This window comes from Paraburkholderia lycopersici (genome assembly GCF_900096975.1).
GTDB classification, from domain to species: Bacteria; Pseudomonadota; Gammaproteobacteria; order Burkholderiales; family Burkholderiaceae; genus Paraburkholderia; species Paraburkholderia lycopersici.
On sequence record NZ_FMYQ01000001.1, the window covers coordinates 602,516 to 626,924 of the forward strand.

General features: G+C 67.0%; 21 protein-coding genes and 1 tRNA gene. 7 read left to right on the top strand and 15 right to left on the bottom strand.

Features of this window, described 5'->3' with window-relative positions:
• Positions 1 to 21: 21 nt before the first annotated feature.
• Positions 22 to 1,416, top strand: coding sequence for an AmpG family muropeptide MFS transporter (locus BLU17_RS02675; RefSeq protein ID WP_091994016.1), 1,395 nt, complete (start codon positions 22 to 24; stop codon positions 1,414 to 1,416).
• Entirely contained in the window at positions 1,413 to 2,576 is a 1,164-nt protein-coding gene (locus tag BLU17_RS02680; RefSeq protein ID WP_091994018.1) for a M48 family metallopeptidase, read from the top strand. Before BLU17_RS02675 ends, BLU17_RS02680 begins: the two co-directional genes overlap by 4 nt.
• A gap of 31 nt (positions 2,577 to 2,607) precedes the next feature.
• Here BLU17_RS02680 and BLU17_RS02685 read toward each other — a convergent pair whose 3' ends face one another.
• From BLU17_RS02685 to gatC, 5 genes are all read right to left on the bottom strand, one after another.
• Positions 2,608 to 3,387, bottom strand: a complete 780-nt coding sequence (locus BLU17_RS02685) for an exodeoxyribonuclease III (protein WP_091994020.1) — start codon at positions 3,385 to 3,387, stop codon at positions 2,608 to 2,610.
• A gap of 70 nt (positions 3,388 to 3,457) precedes the next feature.
• Positions 3,458 to 4,294, bottom strand: coding sequence for a PPK2 family polyphosphate kinase (locus tag BLU17_RS02690; protein ID WP_091994022.1), 837 nt, complete (start codon positions 4,292 to 4,294; stop codon positions 3,458 to 3,460).
• A 132-nt stretch (positions 4,295 to 4,426) separates the two neighbouring features.
• On the bottom strand, positions 4,427 to 5,902 hold the full coding sequence (gene gatB / locus BLU17_RS02695; RefSeq protein ID WP_091994024.1) for an Asp-tRNA(Asn)/Glu-tRNA(Gln) amidotransferase subunit GatB: 1,476 nt from the start codon (positions 5,900 to 5,902) through the stop codon (positions 4,427 to 4,429).
• 3 nt (positions 5,903 to 5,905) lie between these two features.
• Positions 5,906 to 7,390: an Asp-tRNA(Asn)/Glu-tRNA(Gln) amidotransferase subunit GatA gene (gatA, locus tag BLU17_RS02700; protein WP_091994027.1), complete on the bottom strand. Its 1,485-nt coding sequence runs from the start codon at positions 7,388 to 7,390 to the stop codon at positions 5,906 to 5,908.
• Between the two features lie 191 nt (positions 7,391 to 7,581).
• The gene (gene gatC, locus BLU17_RS02705; protein ID WP_091994029.1) at positions 7,582 to 7,881 is read right to left on the bottom strand and encodes an Asp-tRNA(Asn)/Glu-tRNA(Gln) amidotransferase subunit GatC; all 300 of its coding nucleotides are present in this window, start codon (positions 7,879 to 7,881) and stop codon (positions 7,582 to 7,584) included.
• Positions 7,882 to 8,289: 408 nt separating this feature from the next.
• Between gatC and BLU17_RS02710 the strand changes: the two genes are divergently transcribed.
• The 5 genes from BLU17_RS02710 (at position 8,290) to rodA (ending at position 14,885) form a co-directional block, all read left to right on the top strand.
• The gene (locus BLU17_RS02710) at positions 8,290 to 9,333 is read left to right on the top strand and encodes a rod shape-determining protein (protein WP_004189550.1); all 1,044 of its coding nucleotides are present in this window, start codon (positions 8,290 to 8,292) and stop codon (positions 9,331 to 9,333) included.
• A gap of 167 nt (positions 9,334 to 9,500) precedes the next feature.
• Positions 9,501 to 10,634 (top strand): rod shape-determining protein MreC, encoded by a 1,134-nt coding sequence (mreC, locus tag BLU17_RS02715; protein ID WP_091994031.1) that lies wholly within the window; start codon positions 9,501 to 9,503, stop codon positions 10,632 to 10,634.
• Positions 10,634 to 11,146: a rod shape-determining protein MreD gene (gene mreD / locus BLU17_RS02720; RefSeq protein WP_091994033.1), complete on the top strand. Its 513-nt coding sequence runs from the start codon at positions 10,634 to 10,636 to the stop codon at positions 11,144 to 11,146. The genes mreC and mreD overlap by 1 nt, the downstream gene beginning before the upstream one ends.
• A 106-nt stretch (positions 11,147 to 11,252) precedes the next feature.
• Entirely contained in the window at positions 11,253 to 13,709 is a 2,457-nt protein-coding gene (gene mrdA / locus BLU17_RS02725; protein ID WP_091994035.1) for a penicillin-binding protein 2, read from the top strand.
• Between the two features lie 9 nt (positions 13,710 to 13,718).
• A complete protein-coding gene (gene rodA / locus BLU17_RS02730) occupies positions 13,719 to 14,885 on the top strand; it encodes a rod shape-determining protein RodA (protein WP_091994037.1) in 1,167 nt (388 codons plus the stop codon).
• 108 nt (positions 14,886 to 14,993) lie between these two features.
• Here the strand turns inward: rodA and BLU17_RS02735 are convergent, their stop codons facing one another.
• The 10 genes from BLU17_RS02735 to rsmB all read right to left on the bottom strand — a co-directional run bounded on the left by BLU17_RS02735 (position 14,994) and on the right by rsmB (position 24,365).
• Positions 14,994 to 15,734, bottom strand: coding sequence for a tetratricopeptide repeat protein (locus BLU17_RS02735; protein WP_091994040.1), 741 nt, complete (start codon positions 15,732 to 15,734; stop codon positions 14,994 to 14,996).
• A complete protein-coding gene (locus tag BLU17_RS02740) occupies positions 15,731 to 16,513 on the bottom strand; it encodes an HpcH/HpaI aldolase family protein (RefSeq protein WP_091994043.1) in 783 nt (260 codons plus the stop codon). The genes BLU17_RS02735 and BLU17_RS02740 overlap by 4 nt, the downstream gene beginning before the upstream one ends.
• A gap of 243 nt (positions 16,514 to 16,756) precedes the next feature.
• Entirely contained in the window at positions 16,757 to 17,200 is a 444-nt protein-coding gene (queD, locus tag BLU17_RS02745) for a 6-carboxytetrahydropterin synthase QueD (RefSeq protein ID WP_091994214.1), read from the bottom strand.
• An 18-nt stretch (positions 17,201 to 17,218) separates the two neighbouring features.
• A complete protein-coding gene (queE, locus tag BLU17_RS02750) occupies positions 17,219 to 17,851 on the bottom strand; it encodes a 7-carboxy-7-deazaguanine synthase (RefSeq protein WP_091994046.1) in 633 nt (210 codons plus the stop codon).
• A 116-nt stretch (positions 17,852 to 17,967) separates the two neighbouring features.
• On the bottom strand, positions 17,968 to 18,699 hold the full coding sequence (gene queC, locus BLU17_RS02755) for a 7-cyano-7-deazaguanine synthase QueC (RefSeq protein ID WP_091994049.1): 732 nt from the start codon (positions 18,697 to 18,699) through the stop codon (positions 17,968 to 17,970).
• Between the two features lie 247 nt (positions 18,700 to 18,946).
• Positions 18,947 to 19,022: transfer RNA gene (locus tag BLU17_RS02760), tRNA-Phe, on the bottom strand.
• Positions 19,023 to 19,121: 99 nt separating this feature from the next.
• Positions 19,122 to 19,817 carry a response regulator transcription factor EsaR gene (gene esaR, locus BLU17_RS02765; protein WP_091994052.1) on the bottom strand — a complete coding sequence of 232 codons (696 nt, stop codon included), beginning with the start codon at positions 19,815 to 19,817 and terminating at the stop codon, positions 19,122 to 19,124.
• A complete protein-coding gene (locus BLU17_RS02770) occupies positions 19,818 to 22,250 on the bottom strand; it encodes a sensor histidine kinase (protein ID WP_091994055.1) in 2,433 nt (810 codons plus the stop codon).
• Complete coding sequence (locus BLU17_RS02775) at positions 22,240 to 22,833, bottom strand: DUF4390 domain-containing protein (RefSeq protein WP_091994057.1); 594 nt, start codon at positions 22,831 to 22,833, stop codon at positions 22,240 to 22,242. The genes BLU17_RS02770 and BLU17_RS02775 overlap by 11 nt, the downstream gene beginning before the upstream one ends.
• Positions 22,830 to 24,365 carry a 16S rRNA (cytosine(967)-C(5))-methyltransferase RsmB gene (gene rsmB / locus BLU17_RS02780; RefSeq protein ID WP_091994217.1) on the bottom strand — a complete coding sequence of 512 codons (1,536 nt, stop codon included), beginning with the start codon at positions 24,363 to 24,365 and terminating at the stop codon, positions 22,830 to 22,832. Before rsmB ends, BLU17_RS02775 begins: the two co-directional genes overlap by 4 nt.
• Positions 24,366 to 24,409: the final 44 nt, after the last annotated feature.

Genomic DNA, 24,409 nt, shown 5'->3' on the forward strand with positions numbered 1-24,409 from the left:
ACCGCCGCCGCTAACGACGACATGCAGAATCCGCCCCCCGAGGCACCCGCTCTTACCGCTCACGAATCCCATCCCGGCTGGCGTGCGTACCTGAATACGCACATGCTGATCTGCGTGTTCCTCGGCTTCACGTCGGGGCTGCCGCTTTTCACGCTCGTCTATCTCGTGCAGGCGTGGCTACGCTCCGAGGGCGTCAATCTCAAGGAAATCGGCCTCTTCGCGCTGATCCAGTTCCCCTATACGTGGAAGTTCGTCTGGGCGCCGCTGATGGACCGCTATGTGCCGCGCCTGCCGGGCTGGCGTCCGGGGCGCCGCCGCGGCTGGATGCTCGTCACGCAGATCCTGGTCGCGCTCGCCATCGGCACGCTCGGCTACGTCTCGCCAAAAGAGTCGATCTGGACCGTGGCCGCGCTCACCGCGCTCGTGGCGTTCTTCGGCGCGAGCCAGGACATCTCCATCGACGCCTATCGCCGCGAACTGCTCACCGATACGCAGCAGGGCCTCGGCAACGCAGTCCACGTGAACGCCTACAAGATCGCGGCGCTCGTGCCCGGTTCGCTCGCGCTGATCCTCTCCGACCACCTGCCGTGGAGCACCGTGTTCGTCGTCACGGCCGCATTCATGATTCCCGGCATGATCATGACGCTCGTGGTGAGCGAGCCCGAGGTGCACGGCGCGCCGCCGAAAAACCTGCGCGAGGCGATCGTGCAGCCGTTCGCGGAATTCGTGCGCCGCGACGGCCTCGCCGCCGCGCTGTTCGTGCTCGCGTTCATCTTCCTCTACAAGCTCGGCGACACGATGGCGACCACGCTCTCGACGTCGTTCTTCCTCGACATCGGCTACTCGCGCACCGAGATCGGCGTGATCGCCAAGATGACGGCGTTCGGCGCAAGCCTCGCGGGCGGCATCATCGGCGGCGTGGCGCTCGTGAAGATCGGCATCGGACGCGGGTTATGGATCTTCGGATTCCTGCAGATGGTCTCGACGCTCGGCTTCGCGTGGCTCGCCCAGCTCGGCGCGGGTTCGCCCTCGCTCGCGGCGATCTACGACGCGGTGCTCGCCATGAGCCACGCGGTGGCGTCGGTCGCGGGCCTCTTCGGCGCGAGCGTGCAGTTCACGCTCGATCCGCGCGCCGTGGCGCTCGCGTTGGTGTACGGCTTCGAGACCTTCGCCACCGGCCTCACGCTCGCCGCGTTCACCGCCTATATCGCGAGCACGACCGACCCGCGCTATACCGCCACGCAGTTCGCGCTCTTCACGAGCCTCGCCTCCGTGCCGCGCACCCTGGCCTCGGCCGCGAGCGGGTATGTGGTCGCGCGGATCGGCTGGTTCGACTACTTCTTCGTCTGCACCTTGCTCGCGGTACCGGGTATGCTCCTGCTCATTCGTATCGCCCCCTGGAGAGTCCGGTCGTGAGCCCGCATGAGATCGACGTGCAAAGCCCGCGCACGCCGCAGCATCGGGCGCGCCGCAGCGGCGTGCGTGCTCGTGCGCTGGCGCTGGCCGCCGCTGCGGCCTTGCCCGCGTGGAACGCCCGGGGCGCCGAGAGCCCCGCGGCCACGAGCGCGGCGCTCGCGCAACCCGGCGGCGCCACGGCGGCGGCGGTCAGCGGCGCAAACGCAAGCAGCGGCGCCAATGCCGCGGCGGCCAATAATGCAGCGGGCAATAGTGCAGCGGGCAATAGTGCAGCGGGCAATAGTGCGGCAGGCAACGGCGCGCCCGCGAACGCCACCTCCGGCAACCTGGCGGCCACTGCGCCGAACACGGGCCGCGTGGTGCGCTTCGGCAACGCCGCGGTGTACCGCAACCTGATTCCCTCGCCGATGCTCGAAGCGCAGGCCGCCTCCGAATTCAACGAGATCGTGCGCGGCGCGGCGCACTCGAACCGCCTCTATGCCGATAGCGACCCGCACGTGCAGCGCGTGCGCGCGTTCGTCGACCGGCTCGCGCCTTATTCGGTGAAGTGGAGCGATCGCGTCAAGAACTGGAAGTGGGAAATAGCGGTGATCCGCTCGAACGACATCCGCATGTATTGCCTGCCCGGCGGCAAGATCGTCGTGTACGGCGGCCTGCTCGACCGCGTGAAGCTCAACGACAACGAGTTCGGCATCCTGCTCGGCCACGAGATCGCGCATGCGGTGCGCGAACACGTGCGCGAGCGCCTTGGCGAGCAGCAGGCGGCGCAGATCGAATCGGGCAGCGTGCCGCAGCTTTTCGGGCTCGCGGATCTCGGCGTGTTTCCGCTCGGCATCGGCTCGCAGCTCGTGGAGATGCACTACGGCCGCGCCGACGAAACCGAAGCCGACGTGATCGGCAGCGACATCGCCGCTCGCGCGGGCTTCGATCCGCGCGCCGCGCTCACGCTCTGGGACAAGCTCGCGCAGGCCACGCGCGCGGACCGCGACCAGGGCTTCATCTACGTGCATCCGTACACGCCCGCGCGGCGCGCGGATATCGCCAAGCGCCTCGCGGACATGATGCCGCTCTACGCCAAGGCCATCGGCAAGCCGCTCGACGCGCTGCCCGACTACGAAGGCATGCCGGTGCCGCAGCGGCGCAAGCTGGCCGGACCTTGAGCCCGCACCCGGCGCGCGCCGCGCCGACCCGTCAGCTCTTGACCTCGTAGTCGTAATCGACGGTCAGCGGCGCGTGATCGCTGAACTTGATGTCCTTGAAGATCGACGTGCGCTTCGCCTTGTGCGCAATGCCGGGCGTCGCGATCTGATAGTCGATGCGCCACCCCACGTTCTTCGCATAAGCCTGGCCGCGGTTGCTCCACCAGGTGTATTGCTCGGGACGCGGGTCGAGCGTGCGGAACACGTCTACGTAGCCCACGTCGTCGAAAAGACTCGTGAGCCACGCGCGCTCCTCGGGCAGGCAACCCGAGTTCTTCTGGTTGCCCTTCCAGTTCTTGATGTCGATTTCCTTGTGGACGATGTTCACGTCGCCGCACACGATCACTTCGCGCTCGCGCCTCAGTTCCCTGAGGTGCGGCATGAATTCGTCCATGAAGCGGTACTTCGCGGCCTGGCGCTCGTCGCCGCTCGAGCCCGAAGGCACGTACACCGAAACCACCGAAAGGTCGCCATAGCGCGTTTCCACATAGCGGCCTTCCGGATCGAACTCCTTGCTGCCGAAACCGATGATGACCTCGTCGGGTTCGTGGCGCGTGTACACGCCCGCGCCGCTATAGCCCTTCTTCACCGCGTGCTGGAAATAGCCCGTGAAGTCGTGCGGCGCGAGAAATTCGGGCGTCATATCGTCCTGCGAGCACTTGATTTCCTGCACGCAGAGCACATCGGCATTCTGCCGGCCGAACCATTCGAAAAACCCCTTCTTCGCCGCCGAGCGGATGCCATTCAGATTCGCGGTGATCACGCGCAACATGTCTTCTTTCCTCCTGATTTGCGTTGCCTCGCGGCGCGGCATGACGCGGCGCGAAGGGACAGGGTCGGTCTCACTCGATCTTGAGACCCTTGAGCTCGGCCTTGGCCGGCGGATATTCGAGCTTCAGGCTCTCCATCAGCCGCAGCAGCAGTTCGCCCACCATGACGTTGCGGTGCGACTTCGAATTGGCGGGAATCACATACCACGGCGCATATTCGGTCGAGGTGGCCGCGAGCGCGTCCCGGTATGCGGCCTGATAGGCATCCCAGAGCTTGCGCGCTTCCAGATCGGAGACATCGAACTTCCAGTGCTTGCTGGGGTCGTCGATGCGCGCCTGGATGCGGCTCCTCTGCTCGTCCTTCGAAATGTGCAGCATGCACTTGATGATCGACGTGCCGCTCTCGGCGAGCAGCCGCTCGAAGTCGCGGATCTGCCGGTAGCGGCGCTCGCACTCGGCGGGGTCGATATGGCCCATTACGCGCGGCACGAGCACGTCTTCGTAGTGGCTGCGGTTGAAGATGGTCAGTTCGCCCGCCCCGGGCACCTGCAAATGCACGCGCCAGAGAAAGTCGCGCGCGGCCTCGGCGGGCGTGGGCGCGCGAAACGGCACGATGCGCAGGCCAAGCGGATCGACCTCGTGAAAGACGCCGCGTATGGTGCCGTCCTTGCCGCTCGTGTCCATGCCCTGCAGCACGAGCAGCACGCGCTGGTGGCGCTGCGCATGCAGGCGTTCCTGTTGCACGTCGAGCTTGTTGCCGATCTCCGAGAGCCGGTCGCGGTCGCCGTCCTTGGTGCCGGCCGAGAACGGTTTCGCGGCGGGGTCGAGCGCGTCGAGCGAGAACTTCTCCGCTTTCTTTTCGCTGAAATACGGCACGCGGTAATCGTCGAGACTCGGGGGTTTGGACATGCGATGTTCTCCTCTCATGGTTACGGCTGCGGCAACGCGCGGCAAACGCCGTTGCGTCCGCCTGAAGCGGCAAGGCGGCGCCGCACTGCTACGCACGACGCCGCCTCGCAAGCATGCCCGAATCAGGCGGGATCAGCCGAGCTTCTTTTTCAGCAGTTCGTTGACCTGCTGCGGGTTCGCCTTGCCCTTCGTGGCCTTCATCGCCTGACCGATCAGCGCGTTGAACGCCTTTTCCTTGCCCGCGCGGAATTCCTCCACCGACTTCTGGTTCGCGGCGAGCACCTCGTCGATGATCGCTTCGAGCGCGCCGGTGTCCGATATCTGCTTGAGGCCGCGGGCTTCGACGATGCGGTCGGCGGCGCCTTCGTCAGCGGCCTTCTCGTCCCACATCGCCTGGAACACTTCCTTCGCGATCTTGTTCGAGATCGTGCCGTCGGCGATACGCGCGAGCAGCAGCGCGAGCTGCGCGGCCGAAACCGGCGAGGCGTCGATGTCGAGCCCTTCGCGGTTCAGTTGCGACGAGACTTCGCCCATCAGCCAGTTGGCGGCGGCCTTGGCTTGCGCCGCGCCGGCCTTCGCCACCACGGCTTCGAAGTACGCGGCCATCGCCTTCGACGACGTGAGCACGTTCGCGTCATACGGCGTCACGCCGTATTGCCCGGCAAAGCGCGTTTGCATCGTCGCCGGCAGCTCGGGCATCTCGCCCTTCACGCGCTCGACCCACGCGGCGTCGATCACGAGCGGCATGAGGTCGGGGTCGGGGAAGTAGCGGTAGTCGTGCGCGTCTTCCTTGCTGCGCATCGAGCGCGTCTCGCGCTTGTCCGGGTCGTAGAGGCGCGTTTCCTGCACCACCGTGCCGCCGTCCTCGATCAGCTCGATCTGGCGGCGCACTTCGTACTGGATCGCCTCTTCGAGGAAGCGGAACGAGTTCAGGTTCTTGATCTCGGCGCGCGTGCCGAATTCCTTCTGGCCGACCGGACGCACCGACACGTTCGCGTCGCAGCGGAACGAGCCTTCCTGCATGTTGCCGTCGCAGATGCCGAGCCATACCACGAGCGTATGCAGCGCCTTCGCGTAGGCCACGGCTTCCGCGGCGCTGCGCATTTCGGGTTCCGTGACGATTTCGAGCAGCGGCGTGCCCGCGCGGTTCAGGTCGATGCCCGTCATGCCCGCGAAGTCTTCGTGCAGCGACTTGCCCGCGTCTTCTTCCAGATGCGCGCGCGTGAGGTTAATGGTCTTTTCGTAGGCTTCCTTGCCGGCCTTTTCGTTGGCGGGAACCTGGATCGTGATCTGTCCGCCCTGTACGACCGGAATCTCGTACTGGCTGATCTGGTAGCCCTTCGGCAGGTCCGGGTAGAAGTAGTTCTTGCGCGCGAAGATGCTGCGCGGCGCGATCGTCGCGTTGATGGAGAGGCCGAACTGGATCGCGCGCTCCACGGCGCCGCGGTTCATCACCGGCAGCACGCCGGGCAGCGCGAGATCGACGGGGCAGGCCTGAGTATTCGGGGCCGCGCCGAACTGCGTCGATGCGCCCGAGAAGATCTTCGACGCCGTCGACAACTGCGCGTGCGTTTCGAGACCGATAACGACTTCCCATTGCGTGCTCATGCCTTACACCCCTGCCGGCGCCTTGCGATGCCAGTCGGTCGCGCGCTGGAAGGCGTCGGCGACCTGCAGCATGCGGGCCTCGTTGAAATAGTTGCCGACGATCTGCAGACCGACGGGTCGTTGCGCGTTCGCCCCCGCGCCGAAGCCGCACGGCACGCTCATGCCGGGCAGGCCCGCGAGGCTCGTCGAGAGCGTGTAGATGTCCGCGAGGTACATCTGCAGCGGATCGTCGCCCTTCGCGCCGAGGTCCCACGCCACGCTCGGGCTCACCGGGCCCATGATGACGTCGCACTGCTTGAACGCCTCCTGGAAGTCCTGCGCGATGATGCGGCGAATCTTCTGCGCCTGCAGGTAGTACGCGTCGTAGTAGCCGTGCGACAGCACGTAGGTGCCCACCAGAATGCGGCGCTTCACCTCGGGGCCGAAGCCCTCGGCGCGCGACTTCTTGTACATGTCGAGCAGATCGCGGTATTCGGCCGCGCGGTGGCCGTAGCGCACGCCGTCGAAGCGCGAGAGGTTCGACGAGGCTTCCGCCGGCGCGATCACGTAGTAGACGGGGATCGACAGCTCGGTTTTCGGCAGCGTGACCTCCACGAGCGTCGCGCCGAGCGATTCGTACGTCTTGAGCGCGGCGTCGATGGCGGCGCGCACGTCGTCGGCGAGGCCCGCGCCGAAGTATTCCTTCGGCAAGCCGATGCGCAGGCCCGCGAGCGGCTTGTCGGCGCCGGCGCTCCACGTCTGGCCGAGAAAGCGCGTGTAGTCCTCGTGCTCGTGCGTGAGGCTCGTCGAGTCGCGCTCGTCGAAACCGCCCATGCCGTTGAGCAGCAGCGCGCAGTCGGCCGCGTTTTGCGCGAACGGGCCGCCCTGGTCGAGCGACGAGGCGAACGCGATCATGCCGTAGCGCGACACGCGGCCATACGTGGGCTTGATGCCGGTCACGCCGGTGAACGACGCCGGCTGGCGAATCGAGCCGCCCGTGTCGGTGCCGGTGGCGGCGGGCGCGAGGCGCGCGGCGACGGCCGCGGCCGAGCCGCCCGACGAGCCGCCCGGCACGGCCTTCGTGTCCCACGGGTTCTTCACGGCGCCGAAATGCGAGTTCTCGTTGGACGAACCCATCGCGAATTCGTCCATGTTGGTCTTGCCGAGGCAGACCATGCCCGCGCGCTCGAGCCGCTCGACGACGGTCGCGTCGAACGGGCTCACGTAGTCGGCAAGCATCTTCGAACCAGCGGTCGAGCGCCAGCCGCGCGTGACGAACACGTCCTTGTGCGCGAGCGGAACGCCCGCGAGCGGGCCCGCGTGGCCCGAGTGCAGGAGCGCGTCGGCGGCTTTGGCCTGCGCGAGCGTCAAGTCGGGATTGACGTCGACGAAGGCGTTCAGGTCTCGATGCGCCTCGATCCGGCCCAGAAAGTGCTGGGCCAGCTCGACTGCGGAGCACTCCTTCGCAGCCAGCGCGGCGCGCAGTTCGGTCAAGCTTTTGTCATGCATTGCGTGATTCCTGGAAGAACGTCACGGCGTGGTCGAAATCGAATCGATGCGCCATCCGGAAAGCGGTTTGATCCACGTTAGCAAACGTGTTGGCCGCGCTCCGGAAAACCCGGAAAACTCGGGAGTCCGTGCCTTTTCGAACAGTTCCGACAACAGGATGGATTTCGAAAACGGCGAAAAAAGTTGCGTGCTTACTCGATCACGCGCGGTACGAGGTAGAGTCCGTCCTGCACCGCGGGCGCGGGCCGCTGCAGCGCCTCGCGGTCCACGATTTCGGTCACGGCGTCCGCGCGCAGGCGCAGCGCAACGTCCTCGATCTGCTCGATCGGGTGCGCGAGCGGCGCGATGCCGGTCGTGTCCACGGCCTGCATCTGCTCGACGAGGCCGAAGAAGTCGTTCAGGCGGTCAAGCGTATTGCCGGCTTCGGCGTCGGCCAGTTCGAGGCGCGCGAGATGCGCGATGCGCTTCACATCGTTCAGGGTCAGGGCCATGCGGTCACCGGAAAAGGGGCTGCGGCAGTGCGGAAAATCGGTGCTGCAACAGCGGTTTATCGCTCCGGATCCGGCTCTGGAGGAAAGCTTCGACGAGGTCAAAAACTGCCGTCCGGATCCTGCAAAACAGGCAAAATTATAAGGTATCATTACGCGTTCGACCCAAACCCGGACCGCCTTGCACCCGCCTTTCAGTTCTGTACGCAACATGATGCGGCCAGACGGCGCGCAGCCAGGCTGCCTCCGGTAACCATCCCCGCAGTCTCAGGCCCCTTGTGGCACCCCTCGCGTCGCCTTCACAGTGCTCTCGTGGCGGCGCCTGGCGCCCTGAGGCTGTTATTAATTTTTCCGCTGCCGCCCTCGCCCATGAAGCTGGAAGGACGGCCACAAGCGAGACAGGATTTTTGAATGTTCGGTTTTCTGCGTAGCTACTTCTCCAACGACCTCGCGATCGACCTCGGCACCGCCAACACCCTGATCTACATGCGAGGCAAGGGCATCGTCCTCGACGAACCCTCGGTGGTTTCCATCCGCCAGGAAGGCGGCCCGAACGGCAAGAAGACCATTCAGGCGGTCGGCAAGGAAGCCAAGCAGATGCTCGGCAAGGTGCCGGGCAACATCGAAGCCATCCGCCCGATGAAGGACGGCGTGATCGCCGACTTCACCGTCACCGAGCAGATGATCAAGCAGTTCATCAAGACCGCGCACGAGTCGCGCATGTTCTCGCCGTCGCCGCGCATCATCATCTGCGTGCCGTGCGGTTCGACCCAGGTCGAGCGCCGCGCGATCAAGGAAGCCGCGCACGGCGCGGGCGCCTCGCAGGTCTACCTCATCGAAGAGCCGATGGCCGCCGCGATCGGCGCCGGCCTGCCGGTGTCGGAAGCCACGGGCTCGATGGTCGTCGACATCGGCGGCGGCACGACCGAGGTGGGCGTGATCTCGCTCGGCGGCATCGTCTACAAGGGCTCCGTGCGCGTGGGCGGCGACAAGTTCGACGAAGCCATCGTCAACTACATCCGCCGCAACTACGGCATGTTGATCGGCGAGCAGACCGCCGAAGCCATCAAGAAGGAAATCGGCTCGGCGTTCCCGGGCTCCGAAGTCAAGGAAATGGAAGTGAAGGGCCGCAACCTCTCCGAGGGCATTCCGCGCAGCTTCACGATCTCCAGCAACGAAATCCTCGAAGCGCTGACCGACCCGCTGAACCAGATCGTCTCGTCGGTGAAGATCGCGCTCGAACAAACGCCGCCGGAACTGGGCGCCGACATCGCCGAGCGCGGCATGATGCTCACGGGCGGCGGCGCGCTGCTGCGCGACCTCGACCGCCTGCTCGCCGAAGAAACCGGCCTGCCGGTGCTCGTCGCCGAAGACCCGCTCACCTGCGTCGTGCGTGGCTCGGGCATGGCGCTCGAGCGCATGGACAAGCTTGGCAGCATCTTCTCGTACGAGTAAGCGCATCGCGCGCCGCGGCGCTCGCGCGCGGCGCGGTTTCGGCGCTGGCGCGCCAATGAAGGCAAGGCGGCGCCTGCGTCACCGCGCCGCCCGCAACAAGGCGTCCTTCGGGACGCCGCAGTTTTACCCTCCGTTTCACCGAACCGCACACGCCCCCGGCGCCGACCATGGAATACAGTCCGCCGCCCCTCTTTAAGCAAGGCCCGTCGGCACTGGCACGGCTGATTTTCTTCGTCGTGCTGTCGCTCGCGCTCCTGATCTCCGACGCGCGTTTCAAGACGCTCGAGGTCGTGCGTGGCGTGCTGGGCGCGGGGCTCTATCCGCTGCAACGGGCGGCCCTCGTGCCGCGCGACTTCTTCATGGGCGTCGCCGATCTGGCCGTGACGAGCTCCACGCTGCGCGCCGAGAACACGCAGTTGCACGCGCACAATCTCCAGCTTTCGCAGCAGGCGAACGAAGCCGCTTCGCTCGCGGCCGAAAACGCGCATCTGCGCGCGCTGCTGCAGCTCTCGCAGCGCATCGGCGCGCAGACCACGCCCGCCGACATCGAGTACGACACGCGCGACCCGTTTACGCAGAAGGTCGTGATCGGCGGCGGCTCGCAGCAGGGCATTCAGAACGGCTCGCCGGTGCTGAGCGAGGACGGCGTGATCGGCCAGGTCACCCGTGTCTTTCCCATGCAGTCCGAAGTCACGCTCGTCACCGACAAGGACCAGGCCGTGCCGGTCGAAGTCGTGCGCACCGGCCTGCGCAGCGTGATCTATGGCACCGCGAAAGGCGACCTGCTCGACCTGCGCTTCGTGCCGATCAGCGCCGACGTGCAGGCCGGCGACGAACTCGTGACGAGCGGGCTCGACGGCGTCTATCCGCAAGGGCTGCCGGTCGCGAAGGTGCTGCGCGTGGACAAGCAGGCCGACACGGCCTTTGCGCGCGTGGTGTGTCTGCCGCTCGCGGCGGTGCGCGGCGCGCGCCAGGTGCTCGTGCTGCACTATGTCGCGCAGGTGCCGCCCAACCCGGTCGCGGCGGAAGAGGCCGCGGCGGCGGCCGAAGCGAAGGACGCGAAGAAGAAGCCCGCCAGGGGCGCCGAAAAGAAGGGCGACAAAAAAGCCGACGACGCGAAAGCGAAGCCGGCGGGCGCCCCGGCGTCAGCGGCGGCGGCTCCTGCACAGGCGAAACCGGCTGCGAACCCGCCGGCAGCGGCCCAACAAACTCCGGCGGCGGATAAAAAGCAGCCCGGGAAAAAGGCCAGGGAGAGCCTTCGGGAAGAGGCGGCGAAGGCCGTCGAGCAAGGGGGCCATTGATGCCGCGTCCGCAATACATCCTGCAGCCGGTCAACCCGTACTTCATCGTTTTCAGTCTCGCGGCGGCGTTCCTCCTGAACCTGCTGCCCTGGGGCAAGCTGCCCGGCGTGCCGGACTTCGTCGCGCTCGTGCTGCTGTTCTGGAACATTCACCAGCCGCGCAAGGTCGGCATGGGCGTCGCGTTCTTTCTCGGGCTCCTCATGGACGTCCACAACGCGAACCTGCTCGGCGAGCACGCGCTCGCGTACACGCTGCTCTCGTACGGCGCGATCACCATTCACCGCCGCGTGCTGTGGATGTCGATCGGGCTGCAGATGTTCGCCGTCATGCCGATGCTGGTCGGCGCGCAGGTCGTGCCGTTCGTGATCCGCCTGCTGATGGGCGCTTCGTTTCCCGGCTGGGGTTATCTCATCGGCGGCTTCGTCGAGACCATTCTCTGGCCGGTCGCGACCGTGCTGCTGCTGCTGCCGCAGCGGCGCCCCGTCGATCCCGACGACACCCGGCCCATTTGAGCGGCGCGCGCCGCCCGTCGCTGGAAGACTCGCTTGACTACGCCGCCTGTTCCTTCTTACGCACCCCGGCCGCCCGTTCCTCGTGAACGGGCCGGGGTCTGACAGCATGACCGAATTCAAGGACACCCAGCAGCAGCTCTCGAAATTCCGCCTGCGCGTCGCGGCGGCGGGGCTGTTCGTGTTCGTCTGCTTCGGGCTGATCGCGTTCCGCTTCCTCTACCTGCAGGTCTGGAACCACAGCAAGTACTCGCTGCAGGCCGACGAAAACCGCATTTCGGTCGCGCCGATCGTACCGAACCGCGGCATCATCACCGACCGCAACGGTGTCGTGCTCGCGAAGAACTACTCGGCGTACACGCTCGAAATCACGCCCTCGAAGCTCACCGACACGCTCGACAACACGATCGACGCGCTTTCGACCGTGATCCCGATCGACCAGCGCGACCGCCGCCGCTTCAAGAAGCTGCTCGAAGACTCGAAGAATTTCGAGAGCCTGCCGATCCGCACGCGCCTGACCGACGACGAAGTCGCGCGCTTCACCGCGCAGCGCTTCCGCTTTCCCGGCGTGGAGGTGCGCGCGCGCCTGTTCCGCCAGTACCCGCTCGGTCCGACGGCCGCGCATGTGATCGGCTATATCGGCCGTATCTCGCAGCGCGACCAGGAACGCATCGACGACATGAGCGACCAGAACGACAGCGATCCCGAGCACTACGATCCGCGTCTCGATGCGAACAACTACAACGGCACCGACTACATCGGCAAGATCGGCGTCGAGCAGAGCTACGAAACCGAGCTGCATGGCCTGACGGGCTTCGAGGAAGTCGAAGTCACGGCGGGCGGGCGGCCCGTGCGCACGCTCTCGCGCACCCAGGCCACGCCGGGCAACAATCTCGTGCTCTCGATCGACATCGGCCTGCAGCAGGTCGCGGAGCAGGCCTTCGCGGGCAAGCGCGGCGCGCTCGTCGCGATCGAGCCGTCCACGGGCGACATTCTCGCGTTCGTTTCGGCGCCGAGCTTCGACCCGAACGCATTCGTCGACGGCATCGACCAGCAAACCTGGGACGACCTCAACAACTCGCCCGATCACCCGCTGCTGAACCGTCCGCTGCACGGCACCTATCCGCCGGGCTCGACCTACAAGCCGTTCATGGCGCTCGCCGCGCTCACGCTGCACAAGCGCACGCCGCAGTGGGGCTTCTCGGACCCCGGCTACTACATGTTCGGCGGCCACCGCTTCAACAACGACGTGCGCTCGGGCCAGGGCTGGATCGACATGAACCGCGCGATCATGGTGTCCAACGACACCTACTTCTTCATGCTCGCGCACGACCTCGGCGTGGACGCCATCGCGGGCTTCATGAAGCCGCTCGGCTTCGGCCAGATCACCGGCATCGACATCGCGGGCGAGGCGCGCGGCATCCTGCCGTCCACGGAATGGAAGCGCAAGGCCTACCGCAAGCCCGAGCAGCAGCGCTGGTACGAGGGCGAGACGATCAGCCTCGGCATCGGCCAGGGCTACAACTCGTTCACGATCCTGCAGCTCGCGCACGCCACCGCCACGCTCGCCGACAACGGCGTGCTCATGAAGCCGCACCTCGTGAAGGAAATCGAAAACCCGATCACGAAGCAGGAGCGCCTGACGGTGCCGAGCGAAAGCGGCCGCCTGAACGTGTCGCAGTCCGACATCGACGTCGTGAAGCGCGGCATGGAAAACGTGACGATGAATCCGTCGGGCACGGCGTATCAGGTGTTCCGCAACGCGCCCTACACGTCGGCGGGCAAGACCGGCACGGCGCAGGTCTTCTCGCTGCAGGGCGGCAAGTACAAGGCGCACGCGCTGGCCGAGAATCTGCGCGACCACGCGCTCTTCATCGCGTTCGCGCCTGCCGAGAAGCCGCAGATCGCGCTCGCGCTGATCGTCGAAAACGGCGGCTGGGGCGCACAGGCCGCGGGCCCGATCGCGCGCCGCGTGCTCGATTACTACCTCACCGACCGGCTCAAGCCGGGCGTCGAACAAGCGGCCGTGAGCGCTGCGGCGTCGGCGACGGAAGACGCTTCCGCGCCGGTCATCGGCGCGCCGGCCCCGCTGACGGCATCGGGCACGGCCGCCGCGCAGCCAGTGCGGGTCGCCGCGGGCTTCACGCCGCTGCCGGTTCCCGGCGCGGCACTGGCCGCCGAGGCGGCTTCGGCTGCCTCGGCGGCAGCTTCGGGTACGTCGGGCGCGGCGGCGGCGACCGCGGCCTCCGCGGCCGCGCCAGTTGCCGGCACAGCCGTCCGGCCCGCGCCCGCGAGCGCCGCTGCGCCCGCCGCGCCCCATGCAACGGCCAGCGAGCCGCGCCGCCAGCCGGCCGGTTCCGAAGCACCCGCCCGCACCGACGCCGTGAACGGCGCCGCCGCCAGCACGGCCGGCGCGCCCGACACGGGCGCCGCCCGCCCGGCCCCCGCCTCCGTGCCCCGCCACTTCGGCCCGGGCCCCCATCGTCCGCGTCGGCCCGCGAGCGCGCCCGATGCGGCCACGCTCGCGCCGCCGCCCAGGCCCGCAACAGGCGGCATCGACGAGTAAGGATCCACCATGCCTTTCTTCCAGTTCGACAAGATCGACAAGCGCGCGGTACTCGACACGCTGCGCAAGATGTTTCTAGGCTTCGACCGCCCGCTCGCGCTCACGGTGTTCCTGCTGCTGTGCGTGGGTATCGTCACGCTGTACAGCGCAAGCCTCGACGTGCCGGGCCGCGTGGAAGACCAGTTGCGCAACATCATGCTCACCTTCGTGCTGATGTGGGGGCTCGCCAATGTGCCGCCCAACACGCTCATGCGTTTCGCGGTACCGGTCTATACCTTCGGCATCGCATTGCTCGTTGCCGTGGCGCTGTTCGGCCTCACGCGCAAGGGCGCGAAGCGCTGGATCAACGTGGGCGTCGTGATCCAGCCTTCGGAAATTCTCAAGATCGCCACGCCGCTCATGCTCGCGTGGTACTACCAGCGCCGCGAAGGCGTGATGCGCTGGTACGACTTCGTCGTGGGCTTCGTGATCCTGCTCGTGCCGGTGGGCCTGATCGCCAAGCAGCCCGATCTCGGCACCGCCGTGCTCGTGTTCGCGTCCGGGCTCTTCGTGATCTATTTCGCGGGGCTCTCGTTCAAGCTGATCGTGCCCGTGCTGATCGCGGGCGTGATCGCGGTGGCGTCGATCGCGGCGTTCCAGGACAAGATCTGCCAGCCGCAGGTGAACTGGCCGCTCATGCACGACTACCAGAAGCACCGCATCTGCACGCTGCTCGACCCGACCTCCGATCCGCTCGGCAAGGGTTTCCATACGATCCAGGCCGTGATCGCGATCGGCTCCGGCGGTCCGCTTGGCAAGGGCTGGCTCAAGGGCACGCAGTCGCACCTGGAGTTCATCCCCGAGAAGCACACCGACTTCATTTTCGCGGTGTTCTCCGAGGAGTTCGGCATGGCGGGCGGCCTCGTGCTGCTCACGCTCTACATGTGCCTGATCGCGCGCGGCCTGTATATCGCCGCGAACGGCGCGACGCTCTTCGGGCGATTACTGGCCGGTTCGCTCACCATGGCGTTCTTCACCTACGCGTTCGTCAATATCGGGATGGTGAGCGGCATCCTGCCGGTGGTGGGCGTGCCGCTGCCGTTCATGAGCTACGGCGGCACGGCGCTCACCACGCTCGGTGTGGCGATCGGGCTCATCATGAGCGTTGGACGCCAGAAGCGGCTGATGCAGAGTTAGCGACGCAGCCGGGCGGCGATATCCGCCCTTATCGATGCGCCATGAAAAACGCGCCGGCATGGTCCGGCGCGTTTGCGCTTTTGGACCGCACTGCGCGGCCGTGTCCCGTCACTGCGTGGGCGCCGACTTCATCAGTTGCGCGCTCAACTGCTGGTATTTGAGCCTCGCCACCGGATCGCCCTGCGCGGCCGCCGCCGCATAGTACGCGCGCGCGACGTTGAGGTTCTTCGGCACGCCGTCGCCGCCGCGCTCGTAGAACGAGCCGGTCACGTATTGCGCGGTCATGTCGCCGCCCTCGGCGGCCTTCTTGTACCAGTAGAACGCCTGCTTGTTGTCGCGCGTGGTGCCGCGCCCGTCGAGGTACTGGTTCGCGAGCGCGAGTTCGGCCTGCACGTGGCCCTGCTTCGCCGCCTTGAGAAACCACTGGTGCGCCTGCACCGGATCGCGCTCGACGAAATCGCCATCGTCGTACATCTTGCCGTAGACGTATTGCGCATGCGACATGTTCGCGTCGGCGGCCTTGCGCAGCCACTTGCGGCCCTCGCCCACGTCGGCGGCACCGCCCTCGCCGTTCACGAGCATCATCGCGTAGTTGAATTCCGCCAGGCAGTTGCCGCGCTCGGCAGCCGCCTGGAATTCCGAGCGCGCCGCCCCGAGGTTGCCGGCGTTGTAGTCGGCGACGGCGTTGGCCGTCTGCGGATCCGGTTGCGCGCCTGCGGCGGCGCTGCCGGCGCCGGTCGCCGCGGCAACCGCGCTCGCGCAAAGCGCCGCGCCCGCGAGGCAGGCGACCGCCGCCGCGCGCGCGACCTGCCCGGGAACTCGCGCCAAAAGCGCTTTCGAACGCCTCATGATCTCGCCTCCTGGAGCGCCTGGCGTGTCGCGCGCACGAGCCAGATCACGTCGGCGGCGAGCGCGATGAAGCTGAAGCCCATCTCGCGATACTGCTTCGCGCCGGCTGCATCCATCGCGAAAATGCCCACCGCGACGCCCGCGTTGCGCGCAGCCGCGACGATGCGCTGCACGGCGGCGAGCACCTCGGGATGCTTCGAGTCGCCGAGGTGACCAAGGCTCGCGGCCAGATCGGCGGGCCCCACGAAGAGGCAATCGACGCCCGGCACCGCCGCGATTTTCTCGACTTCGGCGAGCGCCGCCGCCGATTCGATCTGCACAATCGTCGCGATCTGCGCATTCGCGCTCTGGAGGTAGTCGCGCCGCATGCCGTAAGCCGCCGCCCGCACCACGCCGGCCACGCCGCGCTGGCCGCCCGGCATGCGCGCATCGGGATACTGCGTGAGGCTCACAGCGCGCGCGGCTTCTTCGGCGGAGCTCACGTTGGGGAACATCACGGTGCGCGCGCCCGCGTCGAGCACGTGCTTGACGAGCCAGGGCTCGCTGTCGGGAATGCGCACCACGGGCTCGGTGGGCAGATGGGCGGCAGCGATCGCGCGCAGTTGCGCGAGGGTGTCGGCGCCGTCGTTGGGCGTGTGCTCCATGTCGATCAGCAGCCAGTCGAAGCCGGCGTGGGCGAGCGCCTCGGCGGCGGTTTCGCTGCTCATCGAAAGCCATAGGCCGAACAGCGGCTCCGCCTCCTTGAGGCGTTCCTTGAGTGGGTTGGTGAAGGTGCTCATCGCCGTGCTCCCGGCGAGGCTGCAGGGCGCGCGCGGGATGCGCGGGCGGTTTCGCCCGGCGACGCGGCAGCCGGCATGTCTCGCTCCGTTATGAGTTGTCGGGCCGCGCGCGAGAGTGCGCTGACCTTGCGGGGACGATCATACCGCGACAAAAGTTTGCGGGCCGACACGGAAAACCCGGTCTTGCGCGGTGCGGCGAAGCGAGGGTGAGGCGGATGTGACGGGTCTTTCGCGCGTCAGTCGTCAGTCGTGCGTGACTTCGGCCCAGCAGTTCGGCGTCTCGTAAAGGCGCAACTTGTGCAGGCGCAGATTCACGCCGTAATGCGCGTCGTACACGTTCGCGAGAATGTCGAACGCGATGGCCGCGAGATTCTCCACGGTCGGGATGCGGTCGATCACGACCGTCTTGTGACCCGGCAGCGTTTCGAGAAAACCGCGTACCTGCGTGTCGCCCTCGAACACGAGGAACGCGTGATCCCACAGGTCGACGAGGTGCTGGTTCGCGAGCGACTTCACGTCCGCGAAGTCCATCACCATGCCGCGGTCGGGCGCGCCCTCGGTCTCGACGAGGTCGCCTTGCAGCGTGATTTCGAGCACGTAGCGATGGCCGTGCAGGTTGCGGCACTGGCTGCGGTGGTCGGGAATGCGGTGGCCCGCGTCGAATTCGAGTTTTCGGGTGATCGTCAGCACGGCGCTTCTTCGGAATCAGGGAATGTTCAGGTACTTGTGGGTCTGCATCGACAGGCGCCACTGCGGATGGCGCTTGCACCAGTCGATGGCCAGTTTCGTGTTCAGGTCCCGCGACGGGCCGTCCATGGGCTGCACGAGAAAATACTCGAAATCGAGCTTCGCATAGTCGGCAAGACGCTGGTTTTCCTGCGGCACGACGACCTTGAGCTCGTTGCCCTTCGTGACGACGAGCGGCGCGCCGGCCTTCGGGCTCACGCAGATCCAGTCGATGGTTTCGGGCACCGGCAGCGAGCCGTTCGTTTCGATGGCGACCTCGAAGCCTGCGGCGTGCAGCGCGTCGATAAAGGGCGGGTCGATCTGCAGCATCGGCTCTCCGCCCGTGCAGACCACGAAGCGGTTGACCTCGCCTTCGGGCCACAGCGACGCGACCTTCGCGACGAGTTCTTCGGGCGTGCGGTACTTTCCGCCGTTCTCCCCGTCAGTGCCGACGAAGTCGGTATCGCAGAAGCGGCAGACGGCCTCGGCGCGATCTTCCTCGCGGCCCGACCACAGATTGCAGCCGGCAAACCGGCAGAACACGGCCGGACGCCCGGCGTTCGCGCCCTCGCCCTGCAACGTGTAGAAAATTTCCTTAACCGCGTAAGTCATGCTGCTGCCTGATTTTGGCTCATGGAAAGCCGGTTGGTCCCGGGCGCGGATTCATCGTCCCAGCGGGGCGCGCCGCCCGTGCGCGGTCCCGACGATCGTCACTGTGGCCAGCCTGCTCAGAGCGGCGCTTCCGTCACGTTCTCGCCCGCGAGATACGCTTCATAGCCACGCTTGCGCAACTTGCAGGCCGGACACCCGCCGCAGCCGAAGCCCCATGCGTGAAGCTCCGCGCGCTCGCCCACGTAGCAGGTGTGCGTTTCGACGCGCACCATGTCCACCAGCGCCTCGCCGCCCAGTTTTTCCGCGAGCCGCCACGTGTCGGCCTTGTCGAGCCACATGAGCGGCGTTTCCAGCAGGAAGCGCGTGTCCATGCCGAGATTGAGCGCGACCTGCAGCGCCTTCATGGTGTCGTCGCGGCAGTCGGGGTAGCCCGAGAAGTCGGTTTCGCACATGCCGCCGACGAGCACCTTGAGCCCGCGACGATAGGCGATCGCCGCAGCGATCTGCATGAACATCAGATTGCGGCCAGGCACGAACGTGTTCGGCAGGCCGCTCGCGGCCGTTTCGATCTCGATCTCGCGCGTCATGGCCGTGTCGCTGATCGAGCCGAGCACCGAGAGGTCGATCATGTGATCGTCGCCTAGACGCTCGCCCCATGCGGGGAACGTGCGCGCGATCGCCGCGCGAAAGCTCTCGCGGCACTCCAGCTCGACGCGATGACGCTGGCCGTAATCGAAGCCGAGCGTCTCGACGCTCTCGTAGCGGTCGAGTGCCCATGCGAGGCACGTGGCCGAGTCCTGGCCGCCGGAAAACAACACGAGCGCGCCCTTGGCTTCTGTTCGAGTCACCGTGAAACTCCGTGAATGAGGTTTCCGCGCGGACGCTTTCGCTGCTCGACACGCCCAGGCGGACCGGCGCGGACAACCCGCGCGCCGACTCATGCAGTATAGGCCGGGGGCCCTGTGCGGACACGGCGCCGGCCTTATACCCTGGATACCGCCGAGGTCTGCGCCGACACCAGGCTTGCGCGCTTGAGTGCATCCGCAAGACAACGAAAAAGCCCCAGGAATCGAACGATCTCCTGGGGCTGCATTCTGGTGGCCTGGGGCGGAATCGAACCACCGACACGCGGATTTTCAATCCGCTGCTCTACCAACTGAGCTACCGGGCCAACGAAGAAAGAAGATTATAGCGGGCATAACGGACTTGCGCAAGTGGCTTTCGCAAAAACTGGATGCGACCGCGCTTCGTTCGTCCGCTTCGTTCGTCTTTACTCGCCCTTGCTCTTGCCGAGATCCACGCCGAGCTGCTTGAGCTTGCGGTACAGGTGCGTGCGCTCAAGTCCCGTTTTCTCCGCCACACGCGTCATGCTGCCGTTCTCGCGCGCGAGGTGGTACTCGAAGTAGGCGCGCTCGAACGCGTCGCGAGCGTCGCGCAGCGGAATGTCGAACGAGATGGAAGCCGTTTGCGCCGCCAGTGTGCCGCCCGGCATGCCGTGCACGCCGTCGGCGCCCAGCACGGGCAGCGCCGCCGCCGAAGCCACCACGGCCGGTCCGCCCGCCGGGGGTTTCGCGGATGCAGCCGGCGTGACCGGCGCGGCCGTACCGCGGGCGAGCCCCTGTTCGACCGCCTTGAGCAGCTTCTGCATCGCGATCGGCTTTTCGAGGAAGTTGAGCGCGCCGATCTTGGTCGCCTCGACGGCGGTGTCGATGGTCGCGTGCCCCGACATCATGATGACCGGCATCGTGAGCTGACCGAGCGCCGCCCACTCCTTGAGCAGCGTCACGCCATCGGTGTCCGGCATCCAGATATCGAGCAGCACGAGGTCGGGCACCTGGCGCTGCCGGAAGTCGCGCGCCTGCTGCGCATCTTCTGCCAGCTCCACGACGTGTCCCTCGTCGCTCAGGATCTCCGAGAGCAATTCCCGGATGCCCATTTCATCATCTACCACCAGGATGGTTGCCATTTACGCTGCCCTTGTCTGCACTGTTGCTTTTGATCCCCGCCCGGCTGCGGCGCGCGCATGCCCGTCGCCCGATGTGCCGGCTCCGGGAGCGGCGGCATCCGGGGTGGCGTCACCCGCCAGCTGGAGAAAGAGAATCGAGATCTGCGCGCCTTCTATCACATCGCCGGCTCTCAGTCGATTGCGGATGTCGATGCGCGCGCCGTGCTCGTCGACGATCTTCTTGACCATCGCAAGCCCGAGCCCTGTTCCTTTGGCTTTGGTCGTCACATAGGGTTCGAACGCGCGCGTGAGGATGCGCGCCGGGAACCCCGGACCGTTGTCCGACACCGTGAGACGCACCGCCACGCGCGTGCGGCCCTGCGCGTCGGGGTCTCCGTATTCTACGGCGCGCGTTTCGAGCGTCACGCGGGGATTCTCCGTGTCGGCCACCGCGTCCTGCGCGTTCTGCAGCAGGTTGTGGATCACCTGACGCAGTTGCGTGGCGTCACCGCGTATCACCGGCAAATCGGAGAGCTCGACCTTGATCGCGCTCTTGCCTTCTTCCGCGCCATAGAGCGTGAGCACTTCGCTCACGAGATCGTTGAGCTGCAGACTGGCGAGCACCGCGGGCGGCGTGCGCGCGTAGTCGCGGAAGTCGTCGACCATCTGCTTCATCGCCGCGACCTGGTTCACGATGGTCGTCGCGCCGCGCTTGAGCACTTCGGCGTCGGAAGGCGCGAGCTTGTCGGTGAGCTTCATCTGCAGGCGTTCGGCCGAGAGCTGGATCGGCGTGAGCGGATTCTTGATCTCGTGCGCGAGTCGCCGCGCGACCTCGCCCCACGCCACCGAGCGCTGCGCCGAGATCACGTCGGAGATGTCGTCGAACACGACCACGTAGCCCGACGTCTGCATGTCGCCCGCGTCGCGGCCCGTGTCGGAAACGAGACGCGCGCCGCGCACGAGCAGCGTGAGCGGTTCGGTCTCGCCGGGCATCGGCACCGAGAACTGCTGCTGCCAGTGGCCGCGATCGTGGTCGCCGTCGCCACGCGACGCTTCCTGGTCGGCGAACGCCTTGCGCACCATCGCGCCGAACTCCGTGAGCGCGCCGATGTGATCGAGCGACACGCCAAGCTGGGTCTGGAACGGCTGACGGAAAATGCGTTCCGCGCCGGGGTTCGCCGTCGTGAGCCGGAACTGCCGGTCGAACACGAACACGCCCGCCGTGAGGTTCGCGAGAATGCTCTCCAGATACGCCTTCGAATGCTCGAGCGCGATGCGGTTCTTCTCCACGGCCTGACGCGCTTCCGAAAGCTGGCGCGTCATCGCGTTGAACGACTGCGTGAGAAAGCCCAGCTCGTCGCGCGACTTGATCTCGCGCTTGGGCGTGTAGTCGCCCTCGGTCACTTCCTTCGTGCCCTGCGCGAGCAGGAAGAGCGGCCTCGCAAGCTGGTTGCCGAGCGCGAGCGCCAGCATCATCGCGACGAAGGTGGCGAGAAAGAGCGCGAGCGTGAGCGTGCCGATATACATCTTGCGCAGGCCCGTGCGGCCGAGCGCCTTCTCCTGATACTCGCGATAGGCGCGCTGCACGGCGTCGGCGTTGCGCGCGAGCGCGGCCGGCACGGGCTGCTCCAGTTGCAGGAAGCGCTCGGCCGGTTGCAGGTCCGTGGTGTTCGCGTCGGGGATGCGCGTGACCACGCGCAGTCGCAGCGCGCCCTTCGGACCATGCAGATGCGGGTCGCCGTCGACCTCGCCTTCGATCGCGGCAAAACCGCGCCCGCGCGCCTGATCGAGCATGAGCGCCGTGGGCATATCGCCGGGCATGAGCGACGAGAAGTTGCTCGATGCCTGCGCCACCACGTGCATGTCCGGCGCCGCGCCCGACATGCTGCGCACGGGCTCGACGATCATCGCGTCCTGCACGCCGAACTGATCGCGCGCGCGCAGGAGCGTGAGCGTGGTGCCCGCGGCGTCGCCGCTTGCGATCTGCTCGGCCATGAGGCGCGCCTTGGTCTGCAAGTCGGAAAGCGACGCGTCGAGCATGCCGCGCCCGAGGTTCAGGCCCGCCGTGAGCGCGGTTTCCACGTTCACGTCGAACCACGACTCGATCGAGCGCGACACGAACTGATACGAGACGATGTAGATGATGCCGCCCGGCACCACGCCCACGAGCGCAAAGAAGAACGCGAGCTTGGCGAGCAGCCGCGTGCCGAACTTGCCGCGCCTCAGGCGCACGGCGATCACGATCACGAGCGCCGTGACCACCGACATGAAGATCAGCGCGACGACGATATTGGCGGCGTAGAGCCAGCCATAGTAGCGGTCGAAGAACTCGGTGTTCGCGCTCGCGGCGGCGAGCAGCACGAGCAGCAACGTCGCCGTGAACGCGACGGTCGAAACGAGCAGCTTGACGACGACGCTGCTGAAGCTGGTGGCGCGGCGTACTTTATCTAGCACGTTCGGTCACCGTGAAGTTAAAGCGCTTCCAGTCGGAAGCGAGGTTCCAGTCGCGGTTGTTGACCGCGTCGATCTGGAAGGGCTTGGGCATCAACGCGACGTCGAGCTGCATGCGCACCGACGCCGTGTAGGTTTCGCCCGGGTGCACGTCGTTGCGGTCGATCACGTGCCACGACGTAACGTGCTTGATGACCGCGAGCGCTTCGGCGAGCGTGGAGAAACCGAGCTGCAGGCCGCCGCTCGATACGCGGTACTCGCGCGTGAGCGGCTGGAACGACAGGCGAATGCTCTGCGAAACGCTCACCGGCTGCTCGTCGAACCAGTACCAGCGCGGACGCGTGAGCTGGAAGTCGGTGGTGAAGTAAAGCGGAATGCCCTTGTTGACGGCGTCTTCCAGGCTGCTGTTGAGCTCGAAGTCGAAGCGCGCGTCGAGGCTCCAGCCGTTGCCGTCGGCCTGCAGTGACGCGCGCTGCACCGAAATCGAATCCGCGCGCGCCGGCGCAGCGGCCACGAGGCCGACGATGGCCAGCACCAGCCAGATCAGGGCCGCGAGCCGCAGCGTGAAAAAACGTTTGATGGTCACCGTTTCTGAAAGCGCGCGTAGAAGAATCCGTCGTGATCTGCGGTGCGATCGGGAACGGGGCAGGCATTTGCCGTCGCTGTGGCCTTGACTTCGGCATCCTGCCGCGCCTCGCTGGCTGCGCCGCATTCTGGCCCCCCGGCCGGCGCGCCGTCCGCCGTGGGCAGCAGTTGCCCCGGGGCGTCCAATCGTACCGCATCCGCGTGGGTGCTTTCAAACCAGCGCGCCTGCGCCTCGCCTTCCTCGGGGAAGATCGAGCAGGTCACGTAGAGCAGCTCGCCGCCGGGCTTGAGCAGCGGCCACAGCGCGTCGGCAATGCGGCGCTGTTCGGCGGCGAGCGCGGCGATGTCGCTTTCGCGGCGCAGCCAGCGGATGTCCGGATGGCGGCGCACGATGCCCGAGGCCGAGCACGGCACGTCGGCGAGAATACGGTCGAAGCGCTCGCCGTCGTGCCACGCGGCGGGCTCGCCCGCGTCGCCCACCACGATCTTCGCGCGCCGCGACGGGTGCGCGGGATCGTCTTGCGCAAAACCGAGGCGCGCGAAGTTTTCGCCGATGCGCGCCGCGCGCGCCGCGTCGCTTTCGAGCGCGATCAGGTCGATGTCGGCAAGCTCCAGCAGATGGCCGCTCTTGCCGCCGGGCGCCGCGCATGCGTCGAGCACGCGCATGCCGTCGCGCACGCCGAGGACTTCCGCGGCGCGCTGCGCGCCGGCGTCCTGCACGGACACGTCGCCGGCGAGGAAGCCGGGAATGCGCTCGACGGGCAGCGGCGCGGCAAGGCGCACGGCGTGCTCGCCGATCTGCGTCGCGGCGATGTTTTCGGCGGCGAGCCGCTGCACGTAGTCGGCGGCGCTCGTGCGGCGCGCGTTCACGCGCAGCGTGAGCGGGCCTTGCACGTTGCCGGCCGCCAGGATCGCCTGCCAGTCGTCGGGCCACGCGGCGCGGATGGCGTCGATCCACCAGCGCGGATAATTCCAGCGCGCGACCTCGTCGGTATGCGCGGCGGCGAGCGCCGTTTCGCGCTCGCGCAGGAAGCCGCGCAGCACTGCGTTGACGAGCCCCTTCGCGAACGCGATCTCGCGTCGCGCGCCCACGGCGCGCACGGCTTGATCGACGACCGTAAACGCTGTGTAGGCGGCGCTCGCCTCGTCTTCGACGAGCAGCGCCAACGCGCAGGCGAGCAGATTTGCGACGGGCGGCGGGGGCGCCTTGTTCACGCGCTGACGGATCAGCCAATCCACGGTGCCGAGCCGCCGCATCGTGCGGTAGGCGATGTCCTGCACGGCGCCGCGCGCCTGCGGAGCGAAATCAGCGGGCAAGGCGGCGAAGGCGCTGGCGAGCGCGGCAGGCAGCGCCGCGCCGGCGCGCACCGCGCCGACCGCCTGGGCAGCCTGGTCCAGCGCGAAGCCGAGCGAATCGGGGGCCAGATGCACGGCATTGTGTGCCGGCGCCGCGTCCTGACGGCGCGCGGGCGATGGAGATCTCTTTTTGCCGTGTGACGGCGCGGAAGGTCGCCGGGATGGGCTGGATGTCATGAAGAAACCGGATGCGGGCCGCGGCGAACCGCCGGCCTCAATGA

Bases quoted from the DNA above. Each gene is read 5' to 3' on its own strand.
- BLU17_RS02735 (WP_091994040.1), bottom strand. From the start codon at position 15,734: ATGAGGCGTTCGAAAGCGCTTTTGGCGCGAGTTCCCGGGCAGGTCGCG.
- gatC (WP_091994029.1), bottom strand. From the start codon at position 7,881: ATGGCCCTGACCCTGAACGATGTGAAGCGCATCGCGCATCTCGCGCGC.
- mreC (WP_091994031.1), top strand. From the start codon at position 9,501: ATGGAATACAGTCCGCCGCCCCTCTTTAAGCAAGGCCCGTCGGCACTG.
- gatB (WP_091994024.1), bottom strand. From the start codon at position 5,902: ATGAGCACGCAATGGGAAGTCGTTATCGGTCTCGAAACGCACGCGCAG.
- gatA (WP_091994027.1), bottom strand. From the start codon at position 7,390: ATGCATGACAAAAGCTTGACCGAACTGCGCGCCGCGCTGGCTGCGAAG.
- BLU17_RS02685 (WP_091994020.1), bottom strand. From the start codon at position 3,387: ATGTTGCGCGTGATCACCGCGAATCTGAATGGCATCCGCTCGGCGGCG.
- rodA (WP_091994037.1), top strand. From the start codon at position 13,719: ATGCCTTTCTTCCAGTTCGACAAGATCGACAAGCGCGCGGTACTCGAC.
- BLU17_RS02675 (WP_091994016.1), top strand. From the start codon at position 22: ATGCAGAATCCGCCCCCCGAGGCACCCGCTCTTACCGCTCACGAATCC.
- mreD (WP_091994033.1), top strand. From the start codon at position 10,634: ATGCCGCGTCCGCAATACATCCTGCAGCCGGTCAACCCGTACTTCATC.
- queE (WP_091994046.1), bottom strand. From the start codon at position 17,851: ATGACTTACGCGGTTAAGGAAATTTTCTACACGTTGCAGGGCGAGGGC.
- esaR (WP_091994052.1), bottom strand. From the start codon at position 19,817: ATGGCAACCATCCTGGTGGTAGATGATGAAATGGGCATCCGGGAATTG.
- mrdA (WP_091994035.1), top strand. From the start codon at position 11,253: ATGACCGAATTCAAGGACACCCAGCAGCAGCTCTCGAAATTCCGCCTG.
- BLU17_RS02740 (WP_091994043.1), bottom strand. From the start codon at position 16,513: ATGAGCACCTTCACCAACCCACTCAAGGAACGCCTCAAGGAGGCGGAG.
- rsmB (WP_091994217.1), bottom strand. From the start codon at position 24,365: ATGACATCCAGCCCATCCCGGCGACCTTCCGCGCCGTCACACGGCAAA.
- BLU17_RS02690 (WP_091994022.1), bottom strand. From the start codon at position 4,294: ATGTCCAAACCCCCGAGTCTCGACGATTACCGCGTGCCGTATTTCAGC.
- BLU17_RS02710 (WP_004189550.1), top strand. From the start codon at position 8,290: ATGTTCGGTTTTCTGCGTAGCTACTTCTCCAACGACCTCGCGATCGAC.